Source organism: Stenotrophomonas sp. Marseille-Q4652 (assembly GCF_916618915.1).
GTDB lineage: Bacteria > Pseudomonadota > Gammaproteobacteria > Xanthomonadales > Xanthomonadaceae > Stenotrophomonas.
Genome location: NZ_CAKAKE010000001.1, coordinates 1,600,976 through 1,623,606 on the forward strand (window position 1 = coordinate 1,600,976; position 22,631 = coordinate 1,623,606).

A 22,631-nucleotide genomic window follows, 5' to 3' on the forward strand; every position below is an offset into this window, starting at 1 on the left:
CTTGGGGGCGGGGCTTTCAGGGGTTCAACGGTCGGAAGCTGCGCGGCCCTTGGGCTTGAAGCCATCGCGGCGCGGTGGGCGCGGCCCGGTCGGAGCACCGGGGCCACGGCCGCCGGGCTTGCCGCCGAACTTCGGCTTGAACGGGCGCGGGGCCGACGGTGCCGAGGCCAGGTTCTCGCCCGGCTCGACCCGGCGCATCTGCAGCTGCTGGCCGGACACCCACACCTTCTTCAGGTGCTGCAGGGTGTCGGTCGGCATGTCCGCCGGCAGGTCCAGTACCGAGAAGTCGTCATGGATGTCGATGCGGCCGATGAAGCGGCTTTCCAGGCCAGCCTCGTTGGCGATGGCGCCGACGATGTTGGACGGCTTCACACCGTGCGCGTGGCCGACCTCGATGCGGTAGGTCTCCATGCCGAACTCCGGTTCGCCACGCGGCGGCATTTCACGACGCGGACGCGGCTCGAAGCCGGCATCGTCCTGGCGCGGGCCACGCTCGAAACGGGCCGGACGCTCGCCACGTTCCTCACGGCGCGGGAAGCCACCGTCGCGGGCCGGGCGCTCGGTGCGTTCCGGGCGCGGGGTGCGCACCGGCGGGGTCAGCAGGAACGGGGCATCGCCCTGCAGCAGCTTGGCCAGCGCGGCGGCAATGTCGATCGCCGGCACGTTGCGCTCGCCTTCGTAGCGCTGCAGCAGCTCGCGGAAGAACTCCAGGTCACCGCCGGCCAGGGTCTCGCTGATGCGGTCCATGAACTTGGTCACGCGGTGATCGTTGACCGCATCCACGCTCGGCAGCTGCATTTCCTCGATCGGCTGGCGGGTAGCGCGCTCGATTGAACGCAGCATGCCCTTCTCGCGCGGGGTGACGAACAGGATCGCCTCGCCGCTGCGGCCGGCACGGCCGGTACGGCCGATGCGGTGCACGTAGCTTTCGGTGTCGTACGGGATGTCGTAGTTCAGCACGTGGCTGATGCGCTCCACGTCCAGGCCGCGGGCGGCCACGTCGGTGGCGACGAGGATGTCGAGCTTGCCGTCCTTGAGCTGCTGGATGGTGCGCTCGCGCTGGGCCTGCTGCATGTCGCCGTTGATGGCGGCAGCGGCCATGCCACGGGCCTGCAGCTTCTCGGCCAGTTCCTCGGTGCCGGCCTTGGTGCGCGCGAAGATGATCATCGCGTCGAACGGCTCGACCTCGAGGATGCGGGTCAGCGCATCGAGCTTGTGCATGCCGGCCACCCACCAGTAACGCTGGCGGATGTTGGCGCTGGTGGTGGTCTTGGACGCGATCGTGACTTCGGTCGGATCCTTCAGGTAGGTCTGGGCGATGCGGCGGATGGCCGGCGGCATCGTCGCCGAGAACAGCGCAACCTGGCGCTGCTCGGGCAGCTTCTTCAGCACGGCCTCGACGTCGTCGATGAAGCCCATGCGCAGCATTTCATCGGCTTCGTCCAGCACCAGGGTCTTGAGCTCGGACAGGTCCAGGGTGCCGCGGTCCAGGTGGTCGATCACGCGGCCCGGGGTACCGACCACGACGTGCACGCCGCGGCGCAGCGAGGACAGCTGCTGGCCATAGGGCTGGCCGCCGTAGATCGGCAGCACGCGGAAGCCGGGAATGGCCGCCGAATAGGTCTGGAACGCCTCGGCGACCTGGATGGCCAGCTCGCGGGTCGGGGCCAGCACCAGCACCTGCGGCTTCTGCGCGTTCAGGTCGATGTTGGACAGCGACGGCAGCGCGAACGCGGCGGTCTTGCCGGTGCCGGTCTGCGCGGTGCCGAGCACGTCACGGCCGGCCAGCAGCGCGGGGATGGTGGCGGCCTGGATCGGCGAGGGGGTTTCGTAGCCGACGTCGGCTACCGCCTTCATCACGGCCTCGGACAGGCCAAGGTCTGCGAAGCGCAGGGCGGGGGTTTCCTGGGACATGGGGGTAACTCCGGGTAGCACGTCGCGGAAAACGCGAACGGGCAAGGTAAGGCGCAACGATTGCGCCCTGGGCGGACTGCCAGGGGAACTGTCAGGAAAACGATCAGGGCACGAATGGAACTGAGGCCCTACCGCTGCACGCCGGAAGTACGGTTAGACCCGAGGAAAGGGAGGATAATGCATTTTTGCCCACTACAGCGTTAACAAAGACATGACAACCGCCGTATTCACGCTCCAGGGCGAGTACATCGAACTGAAGGCCCTGCTCAAGCTGACCGACCTGGTCAGCAGCGGCGGCGAGGCCAAGATGCTGATCAGCGAAGGCCAGGTGCTGGTCGACGGCGAGGTCGAGATGCGCAAGGCCTGCAAGATCCGCGCGGGCCAGCAGGTCCAGCTCGGCGACATGCTGATCCAGGTCAACGCTGCCTGAGCCTCACCGGGCCAGCGCGCGGCGCTGGGTCAGATGGCCGGTGATCAACCGGCGGAACGGCCCCACCCCGCTGGCCACCCGCAGGGCGGCATCGCGCAGCAGCCGCGCCGGCAGCCGCGAATCGTTGTACAGGCCGGCGATGGCATTGGTGGCCTCGTACAGCGGCCGCGTCGCCAACCGGTGCCGACGCTGGTAGCCGGCCAGCAGCGGGGCCGCGCCGATGTCCCGCCCTGCCGCGGCGGCCTTGCACACGATCCCGGCCAGCCGCTGCTGGCTCTGCAGGCCGAAGTTGAAGCCATGCGCGGTGACCGGATGCATGCCCACCGCGGCATCGCCCACCAGTGCATAGCGGTGGCCGACGAAGGCGTGGGCGTAGACCGCCACCAGCGGGTACACGTGGCGGCTGGCGACCGGCTCCATCGCCCCGAGCCGGCCCTCGAACAGCGTGGTCACTTCCTGGCCGAAGCGTGCCTCGTCCATCGCCATCAACGCCTGCACGGGCTGCGGCGGCAGGGTGATCACCGCCGAGGCGCAGTTGTCGTGCAGCGGCAGCAGGGCCAGCGTGCGACCGTGGCCGAACCATTCCCAGGCCGCATGCCCGTGCGGGATCTCGTGACGCATCCGGCACACCAGCATCGACTTGCCAAAGTCACGCGTCTGCGCACCGATGCCCATCATCCGCCGGGTCGCGGAGAAGCGGCTGTCGGCCGCAGCCACCAGCCGTGCGGAGACCTGCTGCCCGCACTTGAGCGTGAGCACGTTGCGTTCGGCGCCGGTCCCGATGTGGGTAACGCTGCGGCCGTCGAACACTTCCAGCCCGGCCTGGCCCTGCACCACCTCCCATGCCGCGCGGCGGATCAGGTGGTTGGGCACCAGCCAGCCCAGGTCCTGCCCCGCCGCGCGGCTACTGGTGAAATTGAGCGCGAACGACGAGGTACCGTTCATTACCCGGGCACTGCGCATCGGCGAGATCTCCCCAGGGGGAATGCGCTGCCAGATGCCGAGTGATTCGAGGATCTGCCGCGAGGCGTGGGTCAGGGCGATCTCGCGGCCATCAAAGGCGGCTTCGGCCAGCGCCTGCCGCAACTGCGGCTCGATCAGCGCTACCGAAAGACCGCTGCGCGCCAGCGACCGCGCCAGGCACAGCCCGGCCGGTCCGGCCCCGGCGATGGCGACATCCACTTCCTGCATGACCCACTCCCGCTATCGGCTAGCGGCGCAGGCTAGCGGCCGGCCCACACCGGCTCCTTGATCTGGATCAGCCCAGCAGGGTCCACAGCAGCATGGCGATGCCCAGCATCGATACGCCCCATACCGCGCTGCGCAGGTACGGGATGCCGGCCGCGTACACCGGCACGTAGAGCACGCGCGCCCAGAAATACAGCTGCACGGCCAGCGCGCTGGTCTCGCCCTGGCGCCCGGTGGCGATCACCGCCAGCACCGCGGCGGCGAAGAACGGGAACGTCTCCAGGAAATTCCGCCAGGCCCGGTCCAGGCGACCGGGCACGCCGGCCAGCGGCCTGGCCTCGCCATCGCGGGCCGACGCATTCCACTTCACCCCGCGTTGGGTGGTCATCCCCGCGGCGGCGAGCAGCAACTGGACCAGGCCCAGCACCACTGTCCAGGCCAACATGCGGATCTCGATATCCATGCCTGCTCCTCGATCGTGGAAGACGGCGGCCGCAGTCGGCCACCGCCGGGTGACGCCTGCTTACTTGCTGGCCGCGCGCACGCTGTAGCCGGACACGCGCCAGACGCGGTCCTCGTCCAGCCGGAACGAGACCAGCTCGCGGATCGGCTGGGCATCGTTGGCGAAACGGGTCGGGAAGCTGACGTTGATGTACAGGCCTTCCGGCACCGGCGCGCCGGCGCCGTACTGCACGCGCGTCACCGACGGCTGCCCGCGCGAGACCAGCGCGCCGAGGCGGCCCCGGTCAGCAGCAATATGGCTGGCAAACGCGTCGCGGGTAACCGCCTTGCGGGCAACCGCCGAAGCGCCGTCCCAGACTTCGCCCGCGCGGTTGCCATCGACCAGCTGCGCGACCTTGAGCGCGGCCTGGCCCATTTCCTGGTCCTGCCTGGCCTGCTGTTCCTGCTGGGCCGGGGTGAGTGCGCCGGCGCGGCTACCGGCCGGCGCGGGTGCGCGGGTGGCGGGTTGCTGCTGTGGCGTGGGCTGGGCCGGGGCGGTGGACTGGGCCAGCGCGGTGCCGGCAACCAGTGACAGGGAGGACAGCAGCAAAACCGCGTTCAACCGCATGGCACCACTCCGTGTTTGGACAGTGCGCCGCAGTCTACGGCAGCGCACATGCGCACGGCATCACGTCAGCGGCCGGCACCCGGCGTGGCCGCGGCGGTTGGGGCCGAGGCAGTGGCGGCCGGCGGGGCCGGCGTGGGCAGCATCATCGCGGTGTCGATTTCCGACAGCGGGCTTTCCTCGGGGCAGGTCTCGTCCGGGAAACCGTATTTTTCCTTCAGCGCCTGGCCGCAGGCCACCAGCGCTTCCATCTCGTTGGCTTCGGCCTTGCACTGCTGGTCGAAGGCGACCAGGAAGGCGTCCTTGCGGCGCACGAAGTCATCGCCGCACTTGCGCATCTGCTTGATCCGGTCAAGGTCGTCCTGCACCGCGTTGGTGCCGTCCAGGCCGAACTGCTTGAGCTCGTCCTCGGTGAGCAGACGCACGCTGCGGTTGGGCACGGTCATCATCAGGTCGGCCACGCCCACGGCCACGCCATTGCGCTGCAGGTAGTCCTTGACGTTGTCGTAGACCTCCTGCAGCTCCTGGTTGAGCTCGGCGCGCGAGGTTGCCTTGGAACTGATGCGCATCATCCGGTGGATGCCGACCTTGCCGGAGATCAGCCGGTTGTCGCCGGCGGCCATGACGAACACGCAGGCACTGTGGCAGATCGAGCCTTCACGCACCCAGATCGTCCAGTTCGACTCGCCGATACTGTCGCCGGCCACGATCGCCGCCTCCACCTGGCCGCCACTGGAATCCAGGTCCAGGATGCGGCGCGGGATCTGCTGCGCATCGGCCACGGTGGCCAGGCGCCGCATCATTTCCGAGAACGCCGGGTTGATCTTGCCGGTGTAGCGCACGCGCAGCAGGCCGCGCTCCTGGCAGGGCTGCAACGCCTGCTCGATCGACTCGCGGTCCAGCGCCGGCAGTTGTTCACCATCGCCGGTTTCGTCCAGGTAGTCAGTGCCGCAACTGATGAAGGCCTTGCCATCGTCCAGTTCGATATCATGCCACTGCTTGGACCGCACCGGTGGCGGCGCTTCGACGTCGGCGGCGTTGATCGAGACCAGGTTGTTGCCATCGACCACGGCGGCAACCGGCAACTCCGTGTCGGCCGTGACCTGCGCGGCAGTTTCCGGCCTGGAGCAGGCGACAAGTCCCAGACACAACAGCAATGACCAGCTCGACTTTGGCAGCATGGACAACATCGGCATCCAACGGGGCGCAGCGCGCCAGGCCCTCCAGTCTAGTGCCGATTCCGGTGCCCACCGGAACCTGCCCTAAACCGCACGCGGCATCGAACATTGATGTCCGGAAATGGCCAGTCCGGCACGGTCGGCGCGTCTAGACTGGCCCCCATGCATCCGGCCTCCCTGCCCACCTATGAGCTGTGCGAACAGGCCCGTCTTGCCCGCGACGCGCGGTTCGACGGCGTGTTCTTCACCGCAGTGCGCAGTACCGGCATCTATTGCCGGCCAGTGTGCCCGGCGCCGCCGCCGCGCTGGCACAACGTGGATTACTACCCCACCGCCGCCGCTGCGGCCGCTGCCGGCTTCCGTCCCTGTCTGCGCTGCCGCCCGGAACTGGCACCGGAGGCACAGCAGCACCTGCAGGAGGAAACCCTGCGTCGCGGGCTGGGACTGATCGCCGAGGGCCTGCTGCAGGAGCAGCCGGTCACTGCGCTGGCCGCACGCCTGGGCCTGAGCGCGCGCCAGCTGCAGCGCCTGTTCGTTGCCCGGCTTGGCGCCACCCCGGCGCAGATCCACGCCAACCGTCGCCTGCTGCTGGCCAAGCAGCTGCTGACCGAGACCGCGTTGTCGGCCACCGATGTGGCAATGGCGGCCGGCTTCAACAGCCTGCGCCGCTTCAACGACGCCTTCCTGCGCGGCTGCGGCATGCCGCCAACCGCGATCCGGCGCCAGCGTGGCCAGGTGCCCGGTGGCGAGCTGGTGTTGCGGCTCGGCTACCGGCCGCCGCTGGATTTCGCGGCGATGCTGGAATTCCTGCGCAGGCGCGCGATTCCCGGCATCGAAGTGATCGACAGTGCGGTGTACCGGCGCGTGGTCGGCAGCCCGGGCCGGGCGAGCGTGCTGGAGGTCCGGGCCGACCCACGCCGGCCGGAACTGCTGCTGCGGTTGGGCGACGTGGATCCGCGCAGCATTCCCGAGCTGGTGAGGCGGGTGCGGCGCCTGTTTGATCTGGATGCCGACCTGCGCACGGTGCACGCCACGCTGGCGCGTGATCCGCTGCTGGCCGGTGCAATCGGGCAGCGCCCCGGCCTGCGTGTGCCCGGTGGCTGGGACGGTTTCGAGGTCGCGGTGCGTGCGGTGCTGGGCCAGCAGGTCAGTGTCGCCGCAGCGACCACCCTGGCCAGCCGCCTGGTACAGCAGTTCGGCGAACCGCTGGCTGGCATGCCCGAGGGGCTGGACCGCCAGTTCCCCTCACCCGCCCAAGTCGCCGACGCGCCACTGGAAGGCATCGGCCTGCCCCGTACGCGTGCCGCCACGCTGCGTGCGCTGGCCATCGCCTGCCGCGACGGGCAGCTGGATTTCAGCAGCGGACAGGGTCTGGAAGACTTCGTGCAGCGCTGCGTGGCCCTGCCCGGCATTGGCCCGTGGACCGCGCACTACATCGCCCTGCGCGCCCTGTCCTTGCCCGATGCCTTCCCCGCTGGCGACCTGGTGCTGCAGCAGGTCCTCGGCCAGGGCGCCCGCCTCAGCGAACGCGCCACTGAAGCCCGCTCGCAGGCGTGGCGGCCGTGGCGCGCCTACGCCGTGCTGCACCTCTGGCATCTGGCCGCCAACCCAGCCCCGCTCAAGGGAGACCCGCCGTGACCCTCGCCTTCGACACCTTCGACTCCCCGATCGGACCGCTCACCGTGGCCGCCGACGATGCAGCCATCCGCCACATCCTGTTTCCGCGCAACCGCCATGACGCGCGCGGCCGTGAACTGTGGCGCCACGATCCGGGCCAGCCGCTGCTGCAGGCAGCCCGCGCGCAGTTGCTGCAGTACCTGCACGGCGAGCGCACCGCCTTCGAACTGCCGCTGCAGCCGCAGGGCACGCCGTTCCAGCTGCGGGTGTGGCAGGCGCTGGCCGCCATTCCGTTCGGCCAGACCTGGAGCTACGTGCAGCTGGCACGCCACATCGGCCAGCCCACCGCCAGCCGTGCGGTCGGCGCGGCCAATGGACGCAATCCGCTGCCGCTGGTGCTGCCCTGCCATCGCGTGATCGGCAGTGGCGGCGCACTCACCGGCTTTGGCGGCGGCGTGGAAACCAAGGCGTTCCTGCTCAACCTGGAAAGTGGCCTGGAAACCGGCAAGAACCAGTTGTTCGGCAATACCTGAGCCGGCGTCCGGGGCGTCGCCGGGGCTATCATGTACGGATGATTTCGATCCGTTTTGTCCTGGCGCTGGCCGTCGCCGCCCTTTCCACGGCCTGCAGCACCGCGCCTGCTCCAGCCGCCGCCGTTTCGCCGCCGACACTGGTGCTGGTGTCCATCGACGGCCTGCGCGCGGACATGCTCGATCGCGGTGCTACCCCGAACCTGCAGCAGCTCGCGCGTGAGGGCGTCCATGCCGAGGGCATGCGGCCGTCCTATCCGTCGCTGACCTTCCCCAACCATTACACGATCGTTACCGGCCTGCGCCCGGACCGCCACGGCATCGTCCACAACAGCATGTGGGAAGACGGCCTGGGCATGTTCCGGCTCGGCGACCGCGATGCGGTGACCGACGCGCGCTGGTGGGGTGGCGAACCGCTGTGGGTCAGCGCCGAGAAGGCCGGGCTCCCGACCGCGACCTGGTCGTGGCCGGGCAGCGAAGCGCCGATCCAGGGCGTGCGTCCGCGCCAGTGGCGCATCTACGACGAATCGGTTTCCCTTCCTGACCGCGTCGCGCAGGTACTGGGCTGGCTCCAGCAACCGGGCAGCGAGCGTCCGCGCCTGGTCACGCTGTACATGGAGCACGTCGACAAGGCCGGGCATGACCATGGCCCGGATTCGGCCGAATACCGCGCGGCACTGGAAGTGGTCGACAGCGCGATCGGCCTGCTGCTCGATGGGCTGCGCGACCGCCAGCTGCTCGATCGCGTGGACCTGGTGGTGGTGTCCGACCACGGCATGGCCGCGGTGCCCGATGGCCATGCTGTGATCACCGAGGACATGGTGCCGCCGACCGTGGCCAGGGTGGTGTCCGCCGGCCAGTCGGTTGGCTTCACCCCGCTGCCCGGCCAGGAGGAAGCGGCCGAGCGCCATCTGCTCGGCGAGCACGAGCACTACGCCTGCTGGCGTCGCGAACAGCTGCCAGGGCGCTGGCACTACGGCAGCCATCCGCGGATCCCCGCCATCGTCTGCCAGATGGAGGAAGGCTGGGCCGCGATGCCCGCCGCCTACCGCCCCCGACTCAAGCCCGGCACCCGCGGTGCACACGGTTACGACCCGGCGCTGCCCTCGATGCAGGCGGTGTTCGTGGCCAAGGGCCCGTCGTTCCGCGAGCGCACTACGCTTCCGGTGTTCGACAACGTCGATGTCTATCCGCTGCTGACCCGCCTGCTTGGCCTGTCGGTTCCACCCAACGACGGCAATCCGCAGACCCTGCTGCCGGCCCTGCGCCAGTCGACGCCCTGAGGCGTCGCGGCCACCCGGTAGACCGCATCCTTGCCCCGGATTGCGGGCATAAAAAAACGCGGCGCCAGGCGCCGCGTTCTTCAAACCACCGGCCGCTGTTGTCAGCTGGCCTTGGCGACGGTCTTCTTGGCAACGGCCTTCTTGGCCGGGGCCTTGGCGACGGTCTTCTTGGCAACCGGAGCGCCTGCGCCCACGGCCACCTTGCTCAGCACGTGCTTGCGCGAATTGCCGTAGCTGGCGTTGTAGCGCTTGCCCTTGGCGGTCTTGCGGTCACCCTTACCCATGTCGTCGCTCCTTTAGTCTGAAAATCAATTTACCCCGTTCTGACACGGGTTTGGCGAGGCCGCACACGGCGCCCCCGCGCAAGATCGGGAAGCCTAACATGGCCGCCTCAATGCGCGCAGCTGGCGTCGTGAACGTGACTGTGGTTGAGGCGCAGGTTCATCAGGTGGGCGATACCGACCAGCGCGCCACCTGCCGTCATCACGATCGCATGCGGTACCAGTGACAGGTGCAGCGGTTCGTACAGCAGCCCGGCCCACAACGCGATCAGCCCGGGCACCAGCACGGCCAGCGCGCGGATCACGCGATGGCGGCGGTATCCCCAGACCAGGCTGGTCAGCCCCAGCAGCGACACGAACACCACCAGCGCACGCTCGGTGTCCTCGCCCAGCCACAGGGCAAACCCCAGCGACGGCGCCAGGGCCAGCAGCAGCGGGATGACGGCGCAGTGGGCCGCGCACAGCAGCGAACCGGTTGCTCCGAAACGGTCCAGCAGATGGCGCAACGGGGTGTGGGGCATGACTTCCAGCATTGGGCGGCGACTCGTTATGGAATAATATAACATCATTCCACGCCCTCCCCTCACGCCTGCTTGACGGGTCGGCGCGCCCCACGACTGATACACAGTAACAGACCATGCCCTCCACTTCCCCGCTTCCGTTCCAGCGCCACGCGTTGTCCATTGCATTGACTGCCCTGTGTTCTCCCTGGGCGATGGCCGCGAACGAACCGCCCGCCTCCCGCCACGACCAGCACATGACCGAGCTGAGCACCGTCCAGGTGACCGCCTCGCCGCTGGCCGGCACGGCCGAGTCACTGGCACGCCCGGTGGAGGTGCTCAGTGGCGAGGAGCTGGACCGGCTCAAGGCTGCCACCCTCGGTGACACCGTCGGCAAGCTGCCCGGCGTGCAGACCAGCTACTTCGGCCCGGGCGTGGGCCGGCCGATCATCCGCGGACAGGAAGGTCCGCGCGTGCAGGTGCTGTCCAACGGCGTTGCCAATACCGATGCCTCCACCGTCAGCGCCGACCACGGCACCAGCGTCGAGCCCTTCCTCGCCGACCAGATCGAAGTCCTGAAGGGCCCGGCGACCCTGCTGTTCGGCAGCGGCGCCATCGGCGGTGCGGTCAACGTCGTGGACGGCCGCATCGCCAGCGAGCTGCCGGATCGTCCGCTCAGTGGTCGCGCCGAGCTGCGCGGCAATACGCTGAACGGCGAGCGCAGCGGCATGTTCCGGCTTGATGGCGTCAACCGCGACTGGGTGCTGCACGTGGATGGTCTGGTCCGCAACGGCGATGACTACCGAATCCCCGGCGTGGCCCAGCTCGAACACCACGACGGCGATGGGCACGACGATCACGATCACGACCATGAGGCCGACACGCAGCGCCGCGGCCGTCTGGACAACAGTTCGATCCGCACCCACGCCGGTGGTGTCGGTGCGACCTGGCTCGGCGAGGGCGCGTGGTTTGGCCTGGCGGCAAGCACCTACCGCAGCAACTACGGCATCCCCGATGGTGCCCACGTCCACACCGACGATGACCACGATCACGATCACGATCACGACGACGACCACGGCCACGACGCGGAAGCCGGCGACCACCACGTGCGCGTGGACATGGTGCAGAACCGCCTGGACCTGAAGACCGGCATCCGCGACCCGCTGCCGGCACTGAAGAACATCAACCTGCGCGCGGCGTACACCGACTACGAGCACGTCGAGCTGGAGGACGGCAGTGCCTCCACCCGCTTCAGCAACCGCGGCCTGGAAGGCCGGCTGGAAGCCGTCCAGCAGGAACTCGGCGGCTGGAATGGCGCCTTCGGCCTGCAGTTCTCGCGCAGTGACTTCGGCGCGCTGGGCGATGAGGCCTTCGTGCCCGATACCGATACCGATTCTCTGGGCCTGTTCGTGCTGCAGGAAAAGCGCTTCGGGCCGGTCAAGCTGGAAGTGGGCGGCCGCCACGAGCGCGTGCGCCTGACCCCGGACGGGACCCTGCCACGCCGCAGCTTCAACGCCACCAACCTGTCGGCCGCCGGCATCTGGGCGGTGACTCCAGCCGTCGACCTGCGCTTTGGCGTGGACAGCTCCGAGCGTGCGCCGACCAACGAGGAGCTGTATGCCGCCGGCCCGCACGTGGCCACCCGCTCGCTGGAAATCGGCGATGCCGGGCTGCGTACCGAGCGCGGCCACCGCGTGGAGCTGGGCCTGCACACGCACACCGATCGCCTGGACGTGCAGGCCTCGGTCTACCAGACCCGTTTCAGCGACTTCATCTACCTGGCCGACACCGGTGTGGTCGAGGACGCGCTGCCGGTGCGGCTGTGGACCCAGCAGGACGCTACCTTCCGCGGCGTGGAAGCCGAGGCGCTGCTGCACCTGGTTGACGGCGGCCGCAGCGGCGACTGGGACCTGCGCCTGTTCGGCGACCATGTCCACGCCAGGCTCGATGGCAGCGGCGCGCGCGTGGCCGACGTGGCCGTGCCGCACGGCGACCACGCCCACCATTACACCGTGGAGCTGGCCAACGGCGGCCATCTGCCGCGCATCGCCCCCACCCGCTTCGGCGCCGACCTGCGCTGGTCGCGCGAAGGCTGGCGCGCGTCGCTCGGCGCGGTGCGTTACAGCGCACAGGACAATGTCGCTGCCGACGAGGCGCCCAGCCCGGGTTACACCCTGGTCGATGTGCACCTGGCGTATCGCTGGGACCGCAGCGGGGACAACAGCTTCGAGCTGTTCCTCGATGGCAGCAACCTGACCAACCGCGAGGTCCGTCCACATACCTCGCTGCTGCGCGATTACGCCCCGCTGCCCGGTCGCGGCGTGGCCTTCGGCCTGCGCGCCTGGTTCTGACCGCGTAATCCGGCCCTCCCGGAGCCCGTTGCCCCCTGGCGGCGGGCTTCGTCGTTTTCTGCTCCCCGATCGCGGCGGCGGCTGAACCCCGCCCCCATGGCGATACCCGGCTGCCTTGGAATCGGACACTTTTGTCCGGATAATGAGCGCCATGACCTCGCTACGTTCCGATGCCGCCGCCCGTCGTGCGCAGATCCTCGACGCGGCCGACGCGGTGTTCGGGGAGCACGGCATCACCGCGCCACTGGACCTGGTGGTCGAGCGCGCCGGCGTCGGCCGCGCCACCCTGTACCGCAACTTCCCCGACCGCACCGCGCTGGTGGAGGCAATGCTCCAGCGCACGGTGGAAAGGATCCGCGCCCACATCGCCGAACTCGGCGACCGCGATGACGCCCTGTTCGAACTGCTCGGCGGCATGGCCGGGCGCATCGTGCAGTCACCGGCGCTGGCCGATTACTGGCGCGCGGTCGACCAGAACGATCCGGCGATCCGCAAGGCGCGCCAGCAGATCCTGGACCTGATGGCCGGTCCGCTGCAGCGGGCCAAGGACGCCGGCCTGTGCCGCGGTGACCTGCAGGTGGCCGACATCTCGCTGGTCTCCAGCATGCTGGGCGCCGCCCTGCGCGGCCGCAGCCGCAGCGAACGCGCGCAGCTGGCGCGGCGGGCACTGGAACTGTTGCGCCCCGGCCTGTCCGCAACGGACACGCCGGCGTGAGCGAGTACCTCAGGCCTGTCCCGGACTGGGAGGAACACGAGAAGCCGGCACTGCCCGGCACCGCGTCCTACCCGTGGCATCCGCCGCACCGGCACGCGGCCTACGCCGCGATCGCCGTGCTGGTCGCGCTCACCGGCGGCCTCGGCAACGCGCTGGTCAGCGCCAATCTGCCCCAGATCCAGGGCCAGCTCGGGCTGAGCCCGGCCGAGGGCAACTGGCTGCTGGCCGCCTACCTGATGGCCAACGTCTCGGCCAACCTGCTGCTGTTCAAGTTCCGCCAGCAGTACGGCATGCGCCTGTTCGCCGAGCTGGGGCTGGGCATCTACGCGGCGCTGGCGGTGCTGCACCTGTTCGTCGGCAGCCCCGCCACCACCCTGGCGGTGCGCGCGGCCAGTGGTTTCGCCGGTGCGGCCTGCACCACGCTGGGCACGCTGTACATGCTGCAGGCGATGCCGCGCCGGTACGTGGCCAGGATGCTGATCATCGGCGTCGGGCTGGCCCAGCTGGCGGTGCCGGTGGCCTGGCTGATCTCACCCACGCTGATGGACCTGGGGCAGTGGCACAACCTGTACCTGTTCGAGGCCGGGATGGCGCTGTGCTCGTTCGCCGCGGTGGTGGTGCTCAAGCTGCCGCCGGGCATCCAGACCCGGGTGCTGGAGCGCAAGGACTTCCTCACCTTCGCCCTGCTCGCCCCCGCGCTGGCGATCCTGGTCGCGGTGCTGTGCCAGGGCTACGTGCGCTGGTGGCTGGACACGCCGTGGCTGGGTTGGGCGCTGTGCGTGGCGCTGGCCCTGGGCTGGGCCGCCTTCCTGGTCGAGCATCACCGCGAGCGGCCGCTGCTGCAGATCCGCTGGATCTTCAGCCCGACGATGCTGCAGTTCATGCTTGGCGCCTTCGTGCTGCGCCTGCTCACCAACGAGCAGAGCTACGGCATGGTCGGGCTGATGCGCACCCTGGGCATGGGCCCGGAGCAGATGGCGCCGTTGTTCGCGGTGATCCTGGCCGGCGTGGTGATCGGTATTGCCGCCAGTGCGCTGACGTTCGGCCCGAAGTCGCTGATCCCGCAGCTGGCGGCGTCGGTGCTGCTGATCGGCACCGCCGCCCTGCTCGACCAGCACCGCACCAGCATGGACCGGCCGATGGACTTCGCCCTGAGCCAGTTCCTCGGCGCGGTGGGTGCCGGCATGTTCATGGGGCCGCTGATGCTGATCGGCTTCCGCCATACCCTGGCCCGCGGTACCGACCATGTGGTGTCGTTCATCGTGCTGCTGTCGCTGACCCAGACCTTCGGTGGCCTGGCCGGTTCGGCCGCGCTGGGCAGCTACCAGCTGCACCGCGAGCACCTGCATTCGGCCCAGCTCACCGCACACCTGCAACGTGGCGACGCCGTGGTCGAGCAGCGCCTGCGGCAGCTGCAACCGCTGCTGGCCACGCAGACCACCGACCCGCTGCAGCAGCAGGCCCTTGCCGCCGCGCAGCTGGCCCAGGGCGCACGCCGCGAGGCCAACGTGCGCGCCTACAACGACGTATTCGCGTTCAGTGGCTGGATCGCGCTGGGCTACCTGCTCGGCAGCGTCGCCCTGACCTGGATCTGGCGCCGCCTGCGCCCCCTGTTCCTGCGACCGGCCACCAGCGCCGGCCCCGTTCCCGAGGTTGAGAGACGATGACATCCCCCACCGCCCCGGCGCCTGCCACCGGCACCGCGCCCAAGTACATCCTTCCCAGCCGGCGCTCGGTCTGGCTGATGGCGTTCGTGGCCGTGGCCGGCGTGCTGCTGATCCTGCGCGCCTGGCAGATCGGCCCGTTCCAGAGCACTCATGTGCGTACCGACGATGCCTACGTGCGTGGCCAGGTCACGGTGCTGGCACCGCAGGTCATCGGCTATGTGACCGAGGTGCTGGTCAGCGACTTCGACCACGTGCGCCGCGGCCAGCCGCTGCTGAAGATCGACGACCGTGTCTACCGCGAGAAGGTCGAACAGGCCGAGGCCGAGCTGGCCGCCGCCCGCGCCGCGCTGGCCAACTCCGACCAGAGCCAGGCGCAGGGCCGCGCACAGATCGCCGCCGCGCGCGCCGACCTCTCCGCCGGCCAGGCCGAGCAGCAGCGCAGCCGCACCGAACTGCAGCGCTACGAGCAACTGGCCGCACAGCAGCTGGTCTCGGCCAGCGACCGCGACCGGCTGCGCAGCAGCGCCCAGGTGGCCCGCGCCGGGGTGGTGCAGTCGCAGGCGGCCATCCGCATCGCCGAGGAAAACCTCACTGCCACCCGCGTCGCCCGCCAGGGCCTGGAGGCCCGCGTCGCCACCGCCGAGGCCGCACTGGAAATGGCACGGATCGACCTGGAGAACACCGTCATCCGTGCCCCGCGCGACGGCCAGCTGTCCGAGGCCAGCGTGCGCCTGGGCCAGTACGTCACCGCCGGCAGCCAGCTGCTGTTCCTGGTGCCGGACACCCTGTGGGTGGTGGCCAACTTCAAGGAAGGCCAGACCTGGCAGATGGCGCCCGGCCAGCCGGCCACGTTCCGCGTCGATGCCTTCCAGGGCCAGGAACTGCACGGCCGCATCGAGCAGCTGGCCCCGGCCACCGGCTCGGAATTCGCCGTGCTCAAGGCCGACAACGCCAGCGGCAACTTCACCAAGGTCGTGCAGCGCCTGCCGGTCCGCATCGCCATCGACCCCGACCAGCCGCTGGCCGCACGCCTGCGCCCGGGCATGTCGGTGGTGGTGGACGTGGACACCGCTGCCGATCCCTCCAGTCACAGCTGAACCCTGATGGCGGACCAAAAGCCGCGCGTTGCGCGGCTTTGTTCACTTCCCGCTGCCTGACTGCTGCACACGGCATACCGCGGAAATGGCGACCGGGTACCTCGATTCGATCCGGACAGCATCCCGCCTTTGCACAAACGCAATCATCGAGCAGGACGACCTGCATAAGGGTTGCGCCCTCGCTCTCCCACCTATAAAAGGTGGCGCACTGGGCGCCCTTACAACGGAAAAGGTTCCGGCTCGTGCCCGCCGATCAACCATCAAGGACGGTGGACCATGCCCGCACCCAGCCACCATCCCGTGATGACCGGCTACCGCCGCCAGCTAGCAGCACGTACCTGCGAGCCCTTGGTGCCATCCAGGAGAGAGCGCTGATGCAAATCAGGAACCTGATCCGCACCGCAATATTCTGTGTGGGATCCCTGCTGGTCCACGGCGCGGCTGCAGCCCAGCCTGTCGGGGAGGGCGGGCCGCTGTACAGCGAACTGATGGCGCTGAACTTCCAGTTGCGCGAGGAAACCGGACAACAGCGTGCGTCCACCGTTGTTGAGCGATATCGCAGCCTGGTTGGCAATCTCGACCCCTGTTCGCACCCGGTTGCCGATGCGGTGCGGGCCGATGACCTGTTCAGGGCGACTTGGCTTGCCCAGTTCTATTCGCTTTCGGCAGCCGACACGGATGCCCTCGGCTGCCTGTACCGGCAGTTTGCGCGGGCCGGCGCCGCAACGGACTTCCACACCCGCAGCTACGCCGAAGCCCTCATCTCCATGGCGCGTTTTGCCGAAGCCAACGTCCTGCTGGAAAAGGTGGAAGACGGGGATAGACCCGCGTTGCCGCAGATCACGCCGGATCCCGTCCCCGCCGGAAACGGACCGTGGCGATTGCTGTCGCTGCAGAACGCCAGCCAGGCAGTCGTGAGTAACTGGACACCGGTGCCGGGCCGCCTGCAGGTCATTGCCGTGGTGCATCCGGCATGTCATTTCTCGGCCGCCGCGTTGGCAGAGATCACGTCCAGCAACAGCCTGGCCTGGCTGCGCGAACGCATGCTCCTGCTGGTGCCGGCCGGCGGACATTTCCCGGGAACAGGCATGCTTGACTGGAACCGCTCGCATCCAGAGCTGCCGATGCAGCGCATGTACAGCCGGGATGACTGGAAGCCGATCACCAGCGTGGACACCCCAACTTTCTACCTGATGAAGGGCGCCGAGGTCGTGCAGACATTCGAGGGATGGCCCAACGTCGACGGGGTGGAACGGCTGCGGGCCGCCCTGGCCCGCTGAAGCCCGCGCAACCTACCAGCAGTAACCCTTCACGCCTGGCTGTGTCAGCCGGCGCAGTCCGCGCACAGCCCGTGCACTTCCAGGGTCTGCGCCTGCGGCCTGAAGCCCAGCTCCTTGGCCCGCTTCTCCAGCTGGCTGACGATGTCGCGGTCTTCCAGCTCGACCGCGTTGTGGCAGCGGTCGCAGATCAGGAACGGCACCGAGTGCTGGTGGCTGGACGGGTGGTGGCAGGCGACGAAGGAGTTGACCGAGGCCAGCTTGTGCACGAAGCCGTTGGCCATCAGGAAGTCCAGCGCGCGGTACACCGTGGGCGGGGCATCGGCGCCGACGCTCTTGCCGGCGCGCACCAGTTCCAGCAGCTCGTAGGCCTTGACCGGCTTGCCGGCCTCGGCGATCAACCGCAGCACGTTGGCGCGGATCGGGGTCAGCCGCAGCCCGCGCTCGATGCAGACGCGCTCCACCACGGTGACGAACGCAGCGGCGTCGTCGACGTGGTGGTGGGGTGCGGTGCAGCCGTGCGGGTTGGACATTGCGACTCCCGGGATATCAGCCCTGTGCAACCTTGATGAGTGCCGCGTCGATGCGTTTCAAGGCTTCCTCGCGACCGGCCAGGTAAACCGTATGGGAAATGTCCGGGCTGACCTGGGTGCCGGTGATGGCCACGCGCAGCGGCTGGGCGACCTTGCCCATGCCGGTTTCCAGCGCGGCGGCCACGTCATGCAGCGCCACGCCCACGGCTTCGGCGGTCCACTCCGGCAGGGCCGCGAGCAACTCGCGGGCCTTGGCCAGCGGAGCCTGGGCGGCAGCCTTGAGGTGCTTGGCCACGGCGGTTTCGTCGTACTCGGTCAATGGCGTGTACCAGACCACTGCCTTCTCGGCCATTTCCTTCAGGGTCTGCACGCGCTCGCGCAGGGCGATGACCACGTCCACCGGCGCCGGGCCGGCCGCCACGTCCAGCCCCAGCTTCTGGAGCTGGTAGACCAGGTGCGGGGCGATGCTGGCCGGGTCCTCGGTCTTGAGGAAATGCTGGTTGACCCAGCCCAGCTTGGCCATGTCCAGGCGCGAGGCCTTGGAATTGCAGTGGGTGACGTCGAACAGCTCGATCAGCTCAGCGCGGCTGAACAGCTCCTGGTCGCCATGTGACCAGCCCAGCCGGGCCAGGTAGCTCAGCAGCGCGTCGGGCAGGTAACCGGCGTCCTTGTACTGCATGACATCGGCCGCGCCGGTGCGCTTGGACAGCTTGGCGCCCTGCTCGTCCAGGATCATCGGCATGTGGCCGAACTTTGGCACCGGCGCGCCGATGGCCTCGTACAGGTTGATCTGGCGCGGGGTGTTGTTGATGTGGTCGTCGCCGCGGATGACCTCGGTGATGCCCATGTCCCAGTCGTCGACCACGACCGCGAAGTTGTAGGTCGGGTAGCCGTCCGGGCGGAAGATCACCATGTCGTCGAGCTCGCTGTTGGCGATCTCGATGCGGCCCTTGATCAGGTCGTCGAACACGACCACGCCGTCAAGCGGATTCTTGAAGCGGATCACCCGGTTCGGGTCGTCTCGGTACGGCAGGTTCAGCTCGCGCGCGGCGCCGTTGTAGCGCGGCTTTTCCTGCCTGGCCATGGCGGCCTCGCGCATGGCGTCGAGCTCTTCCTTGGTCTCGTAGGCGTAGTAGGCCTTGCCCTGCGCGATCAGCTGCTCGGCCACTTCCCTGTAACGGGCGACGCGGTCGGTCTGGTAGATCGGGCCTTCGTCGTAGTCCAGGCCCAGCCAGTCCATCGCCTCGAGGATGGCGTCGATCGCGGCCTGGGTGCTGCGCTCGCGGTCGGTGTCCTCGATGCGCAGCACGAACTTGCCGCCGCGGTGGCGTGCCTCCAGCCAGCAGTACAGCGCGGTACGGGCGCCGCCGATGTGCAGGTAACCGGTGGGACTGGGGGCAAAGCGGGTGCGGCAGGTCATGGAACGCTCGGATGCGGAAATATCCGGCGATTTTACCCGCCCCCGCCCCGCCCTGCCTGCCCCGGCCAGGCGCCACCGGGTTCCGGAAACGGAACGGGCCGGCTTGCGCCGGCCCGTCGTGGTGGATCCGTGGCTCCCTTACGGGGTCGCCAGCGGCTTGCGCGGCAGTTTCTCCTCACGCATGGCGGCGTGGTAGACGAAGCTGGCCACGATCGCGGCGGCCTGCTTCAGGTCCTCCGGCTCGGCGTGGTCCCAGGTGTCCAGGTGGCTGTGGTGGACGTTGGAGAAGTAGTCCAGACGGTCCTGGATGAACTGGAAGCCCGGCAGGCCGACGCGGTCGAAGCTGATGTGGTCGGTCGAGCCGGTGTTGCGGGTGACCACGGTGGTCGCGCCGACGTCATGGAACGGCTTGAGCCAGGCCTCGAAGATCGGCATGGCCGCCATGTTCTCCTGTGCGTAGATGCCGCGGAAACGACCCGAGCCGTTGTCCATGTTGAAGTAGGCCGAGAACCTGTCGTAATCCCGCATCTTCTGCAGTGCGCCGGTGGGCTCGCGCAGCGAGGCCGGCAGCGCCTTCTGCGCCGGGTCGGTCGGTTCCGGGTAGCGTGCGAAGGTGCGGGACACGTAGTCCTGCGAGCCGATCAGGCCCTGCTCCTCGCCACTCCACAGCGCCACGCGGATGGTGCGCCTGGGCTTGGCACCGACGGCCTTGAGGATGCGCATGGCTTCCATCATCACCGCCACGCCGGCGCCGTTGTCGGCCGCACCGGTACCGGTGTGCCAGGAGTCCATGTGCGCGCCGAGCATGACGATCTCGCCGGCCTTGCTGCCGGAGCCCGGGATCTCGGCGAGGGTGTTGTAGCCCGGCTGGTCGGCCTCGTCGGTGAAACGGGCATCCACGCGCACGCGCAGCTTGATGGTTTCCTTGGCCTCGAGCGAGCGCACCAGCGGGTTGAAGTGCTCGGCGATCATCGCCAGCTCGGGGATGCCGGCCGACTCACCGGCCTTGCGCGAACCGCCCCCGGCGACGCGGATGATGCCGTTGTCCCAGCCGGAGATCGAGATCGCGGCCAGCGCGCCCTCGGCGACGAAGAACTCGTTGATCGCGCGGCCCAGTTCCTGGCGCTCCTTGAACTCCTTCAGACGCTTGGCGCGATCGGCATTGGCGGTCCTGGGAACGGTGAACTCCTGCAGGCCTTCCAGCGAGGTCGCGTCGTGGCGGTGGCTGTCCGCCTCGGTGCCGCGCTTGTACTCGCGGGCGTCGCCCAGCAGCAGGATCTTGCCGCCCAGCTTGCCCTTGTACTGCTCCAGGTCGGCCATCTTCTTGATGTTGACGCGGACCAGCTCGCCTTCGACGGTGCCGTCGGTGCCCGGGGTCCAGGCCTTGGGCAGGGCGTGCAGCGGCAGCACGCGGTCACCGATCATCTCGACGCTGGCGTGGGTGAACTCCCAGCCGCGGCCGAAATCGGCAAACGCATCGTTGTGCACGTTGGCCAGGCCCCACTCCCTGAACTTGGAGCCGGCCCAGTCGTTGGCCTTGGCCATGGACGGGGAGTTGGTCAGGCGCGGACCGATGTTCTCGGTCAGGTGGCTGAGGTGGTCCATCACCTGCGAGCGATGGAAAGCCTCCTGGCGGATGCGGCTGACCATGTCCAGGTCCACCGGCTCCTGCGCCAGCGTGACACCGGGCAACAGCCCACCCAGGCCCATGCAGGCCACCAACATGCATTGCTTGATCACGCGTTCCCCCGAGGTCTTCCCCACTGCAAACCCCCGAGTCTAGCCAGCCCTCCGGCCCCCCTCCCCCCCCATCAGTCACGGTCAAGCTGCCGGATTGCCCGCCGGTCGTCCCAGGCATAGACCAGCAGCCGCCGCGCCGGGAGCAGGCACAGGGCCGCGTGGCCATCGCCGCGCTGGCTGACGTAACGCAGGCCCCGGCCCTGCCCGTACGCCTGCCAAGGTCCGTAACCGGGACACGCCCGGTCACGCGGCTGCCGCGCCTGCTGCAGGCAGGCGCCAGGCGAGTGGGCCAGCCGCTCCAGGGTGGCAGCGGCCAGTACGAAGCGCAGGCTGCCGCGGCGGTCATGCCCCAGCGGCAGCAGCAACCGGGCGATCCGCGCCGGCGTGGCTTCCCGCAGCAGCAGCCCGGAGGTCTGCAGTGCGGCGGGAAGCACGCGGCTGGCACGGCGATGCAACGAGGCCAGGTCAAGCATGGCCGGCCTCAGCGCAGCCCCGAGCCAATTTCGTACCAGTCGACCTTGCGGGTGACCCACATGATCGCGGCGAGGATGCCGAACAGCAGCAGCGAGCCCATCAGCAGCGCGTTGTCCTCCGATACCAGCAGGCCGTAGAGCACGCCGTAAAGCGCAGTCAACATCGTGGCAAAGCCGGCAGCCCGCCGGCGGCTGTGCAGGACCCCGGCCAGGTAGAAGCCCTGCAGCCCGATGCAGGCCAGCGCCGACACCACGTAGGCCTGCCAGAACGCGATGTGCTCGGACAGGCTGAGCAGCAGCAGGAAGAACAGCGCCAGCGCCAGGCCGACCAGCAGGTACTGCAGGGGGTGGATCCTGAGCTGCTTGATCAGCTCGAACAGGGCGAAGCCGACGAAGGTCAGCACCACGAACAGCAGGCCATACTTGGTGGCGCGGTTGGCCTGGGTGTACACGTCGACCGGATCGACCAGCGATACCTGCAGCCTCTCCACCGCCGAGCCACCCTTCAGTGCGGCGCGCAGTTGCGACTGCGCGGCCGAGGCCAGCGAGGACACCGCCCACTCCGCCTTGAAGCCGCTGCCGTCCACCTGCCGCTCGTAAGGCAGGAAGCTGCCGCCGAACTGTGGATGCGGCCAGCTGGAGTCCAGTGCGACGCGGGTGTCGTCGCCGACCGGCACCACCGCCAGCGAACGGGTGCCATCGAGCACGAACTCCAGCTCCACCTTGCGGCCACCGGCCAGCGCGCCTTCGTACTCGTTGTCCAGCGCACCCAGATTCGCGTGCAGGCCCTTGTAGGCCCGCTCCAGTGCCAGCGAACCGGGCTCGAGCTGCAGCGCCTGCCCGTCCACGCGCAGGTTGGGCGTGCCGACCAGGCCGCGCACGTCGGCAATGCCGATCGCCAGGTAGGGCTGGCCATAAACGCGACCGGCCTCGGCCCGGTACGGCAGGTCGTCGAACTCGGCCTGCACCTTTGCCTGCCAGCTGTAGACCGGCACCCGGAACTGGCCGACACGGCGCTCATCCGGGCGCAGCTGGCCATCGACCTTGAGCCGTCGCGGCATCTGCAGCTCGTAACCGTGCTCGAGCTGCAGCTCGGTCTTGCGCATGCCCCGCGGATCGGTCACTTCCACTTCCCTGTGCTGGGTCCACGGCAGTACCCGCACCGGCCCTACCAGCGACTGCTCGCCGGCCCGGCTCTGCGCGACCCGCGACTGGGCCTGGTCGCGGTAGCGTTCGCGCTCGGCAATGGTGCCGCGGATCATCGCCAGCGGGATCAGCAGCAACAGGATCAGCCCGCCGACGACGGCGAGGCGCAACAGCAGTTTCAGCGATTTCATGTCGGGTCCTCGTTTGGGAGGACGGCAGGGTCGC

At 69.0% G+C, this 22,631-nt stretch carries 21 protein-coding genes; 9 read left to right on the plus strand and 12 right to left on the minus strand.

What is annotated here, in order from left to right; all coding sequences use genetic code 11:
* Positions 1-24: 24 nt before the first annotated feature.
* The gene (locus tag LG380_RS07510; RefSeq protein ID WP_225764328.1) at positions 25-1,914 is read right to left on the minus strand and encodes a DEAD/DEAH box helicase; all 1,890 of its coding nucleotides are present in this window, start codon (positions 1,912-1,914) and stop codon (positions 25-27) included.
* Positions 1,915-2,125: 211 nt separating this feature from the next.
* On the opposite strand from LG380_RS07510, the gene LG380_RS07515 reads away from it, so the two are divergent.
* Entirely contained in the window at positions 2,126-2,344 is a 219-nt protein-coding gene (locus LG380_RS07515; RefSeq protein ID WP_225764329.1) for an RNA-binding S4 domain-containing protein, read from the plus strand.
* A gap of 3 nt (positions 2,345-2,347) precedes the next feature.
* Here LG380_RS07515 and ubiM read toward each other — a convergent pair whose 3' ends face one another.
* From ubiM to LG380_RS07535, 4 genes are all read right to left on the minus strand, one after another.
* Positions 2,348-3,535 (minus strand): 5-demethoxyubiquinol-8 5-hydroxylase UbiM, encoded by a 1,188-nt coding sequence (ubiM, locus tag LG380_RS07520; protein WP_225764330.1) that lies wholly within the window; start codon positions 3,533-3,535, stop codon positions 2,348-2,350.
* 67 nt (positions 3,536-3,602) lie between these two features.
* On the minus strand, positions 3,603-3,995 hold the full coding sequence (locus tag LG380_RS07525; RefSeq protein WP_225764331.1) for an MAPEG family protein: 393 nt from the start codon (positions 3,993-3,995) through the stop codon (positions 3,603-3,605).
* Between the two features lie 60 nt (positions 3,996-4,055).
* Entirely contained in the window at positions 4,056-4,601 is a 546-nt protein-coding gene (locus LG380_RS07530; RefSeq protein ID WP_225764332.1) for a DUF4019 domain-containing protein, read from the minus strand.
* Positions 4,602-4,666: 65 nt separating this feature from the next.
* On the minus strand, positions 4,667-5,779 hold the full coding sequence (locus LG380_RS07535; protein WP_225764333.1) for a hypothetical protein: 1,113 nt from the start codon (positions 5,777-5,779) through the stop codon (positions 4,667-4,669).
* A 159-nt stretch (positions 5,780-5,938) separates the two neighbouring features.
* On the opposite strand from LG380_RS07535, the gene LG380_RS07540 reads away from it, so the two are divergent.
* From LG380_RS07540 to LG380_RS07550, 3 genes are read left to right on the plus strand one after another with little or no spacing between them, the layout of a single operon-like run.
* Positions 5,939-7,414, plus strand: a complete 1,476-nt coding sequence (locus LG380_RS07540; RefSeq protein WP_225764334.1) for a DNA-3-methyladenine glycosylase 2 — start codon at positions 5,939-5,941, stop codon at positions 7,412-7,414.
* On the plus strand, positions 7,411-7,926 hold the full coding sequence (locus LG380_RS07545; protein WP_225764335.1) for a methylated-DNA--[protein]-cysteine S-methyltransferase: 516 nt from the start codon (positions 7,411-7,413) through the stop codon (positions 7,924-7,926). Before LG380_RS07540 ends, LG380_RS07545 begins: the two co-directional genes overlap by 4 nt.
* A 38-nt stretch (positions 7,927-7,964) precedes the next feature.
* Positions 7,965-9,206, plus strand: coding sequence for an ectonucleotide pyrophosphatase/phosphodiesterase (locus tag LG380_RS07550; protein ID WP_225764336.1), 1,242 nt, complete (start codon positions 7,965-7,967; stop codon positions 9,204-9,206).
* A gap of 101 nt (positions 9,207-9,307) precedes the next feature.
* On the opposite strand, the gene LG380_RS07555 is transcribed toward LG380_RS07550, so the two are convergent.
* Complete coding sequence (locus tag LG380_RS07555) at positions 9,308-9,490, minus strand: 30S ribosomal protein THX (RefSeq protein WP_225764337.1); 183 nt, start codon at positions 9,488-9,490, stop codon at positions 9,308-9,310.
* 107 nt (positions 9,491-9,597) lie between these two features.
* Positions 9,598-10,008: a MerC domain-containing protein gene (locus LG380_RS07560; protein WP_225764339.1), complete on the minus strand. Its 411-nt coding sequence runs from the start codon at positions 10,006-10,008 to the stop codon at positions 9,598-9,600.
* 116 nt (positions 10,009-10,124) lie between these two features.
* On the opposite strand from LG380_RS07560, the gene LG380_RS07565 reads away from it, so the two are divergent.
* From LG380_RS07565 to LG380_RS07585, 5 genes are all read left to right on the plus strand, one after another.
* Entirely contained in the window at positions 10,125-12,338 is a 2,214-nt protein-coding gene (locus LG380_RS07565; protein ID WP_225764341.1) for a TonB-dependent receptor, read from the plus strand.
* A 151-nt stretch (positions 12,339-12,489) separates the two neighbouring features.
* Positions 12,490-13,053, plus strand: a complete 564-nt coding sequence (locus LG380_RS07570; RefSeq protein ID WP_225764343.1) for a TetR/AcrR family transcriptional regulator — start codon at positions 12,490-12,492, stop codon at positions 13,051-13,053.
* Entirely contained in the window at positions 13,050-14,720 is a 1,671-nt protein-coding gene (locus LG380_RS07575; protein ID WP_225764344.1) for an MFS transporter, read from the plus strand. Before LG380_RS07570 ends, LG380_RS07575 begins: the two co-directional genes overlap by 4 nt.
* On the plus strand, positions 14,717-15,817 hold the full coding sequence (locus LG380_RS07580) for an HlyD family secretion protein (RefSeq protein WP_225764345.1): 1,101 nt from the start codon (positions 14,717-14,719) through the stop codon (positions 15,815-15,817). The genes LG380_RS07575 and LG380_RS07580 overlap by 4 nt, the downstream gene beginning before the upstream one ends.
* Positions 15,818-16,191: 374 nt before the next feature.
* Positions 16,192-17,097: a hypothetical protein gene (locus LG380_RS07585; protein WP_225764346.1), complete on the plus strand. Its 906-nt coding sequence runs from the start codon at positions 16,192-16,194 to the stop codon at positions 17,095-17,097.
* 44 nt (positions 17,098-17,141) lie between these two features.
* Here LG380_RS07585 and LG380_RS07590 read toward each other — a convergent pair whose 3' ends face one another.
* From LG380_RS07590 to creD, 5 genes are all read right to left on the minus strand, one after another.
* Positions 17,142-17,627, minus strand: a complete 486-nt coding sequence (locus LG380_RS07590) for a transcriptional repressor (protein WP_225764347.1) — start codon at positions 17,625-17,627, stop codon at positions 17,142-17,144.
* Between the two features lie 16 nt (positions 17,628-17,643).
* Entirely contained in the window at positions 17,644-19,047 is a 1,404-nt protein-coding gene (gene gltX / locus LG380_RS07595) for a glutamate--tRNA ligase (RefSeq protein ID WP_225764348.1), read from the minus strand.
* A gap of 138 nt (positions 19,048-19,185) precedes the next feature.
* A complete protein-coding gene (locus LG380_RS07600; protein WP_225764349.1) occupies positions 19,186-20,772 on the minus strand; it encodes a M20/M25/M40 family metallo-hydrolase in 1,587 nt (528 codons plus the stop codon).
* A gap of 86 nt (positions 20,773-20,858) precedes the next feature.
* Positions 20,859-21,260: a hypothetical protein gene (locus tag LG380_RS07605; RefSeq protein WP_225764350.1), complete on the minus strand. Its 402-nt coding sequence runs from the start codon at positions 21,258-21,260 to the stop codon at positions 20,859-20,861.
* Positions 21,261-21,268: 8 nt separating this feature from the next.
* Positions 21,269-22,597, minus strand: a complete 1,329-nt coding sequence (gene creD / locus LG380_RS07610) for a cell envelope integrity protein CreD (protein ID WP_225764352.1) — start codon at positions 22,595-22,597, stop codon at positions 21,269-21,271.
* Positions 22,598-22,631 lie beyond the last annotated feature (34 nt).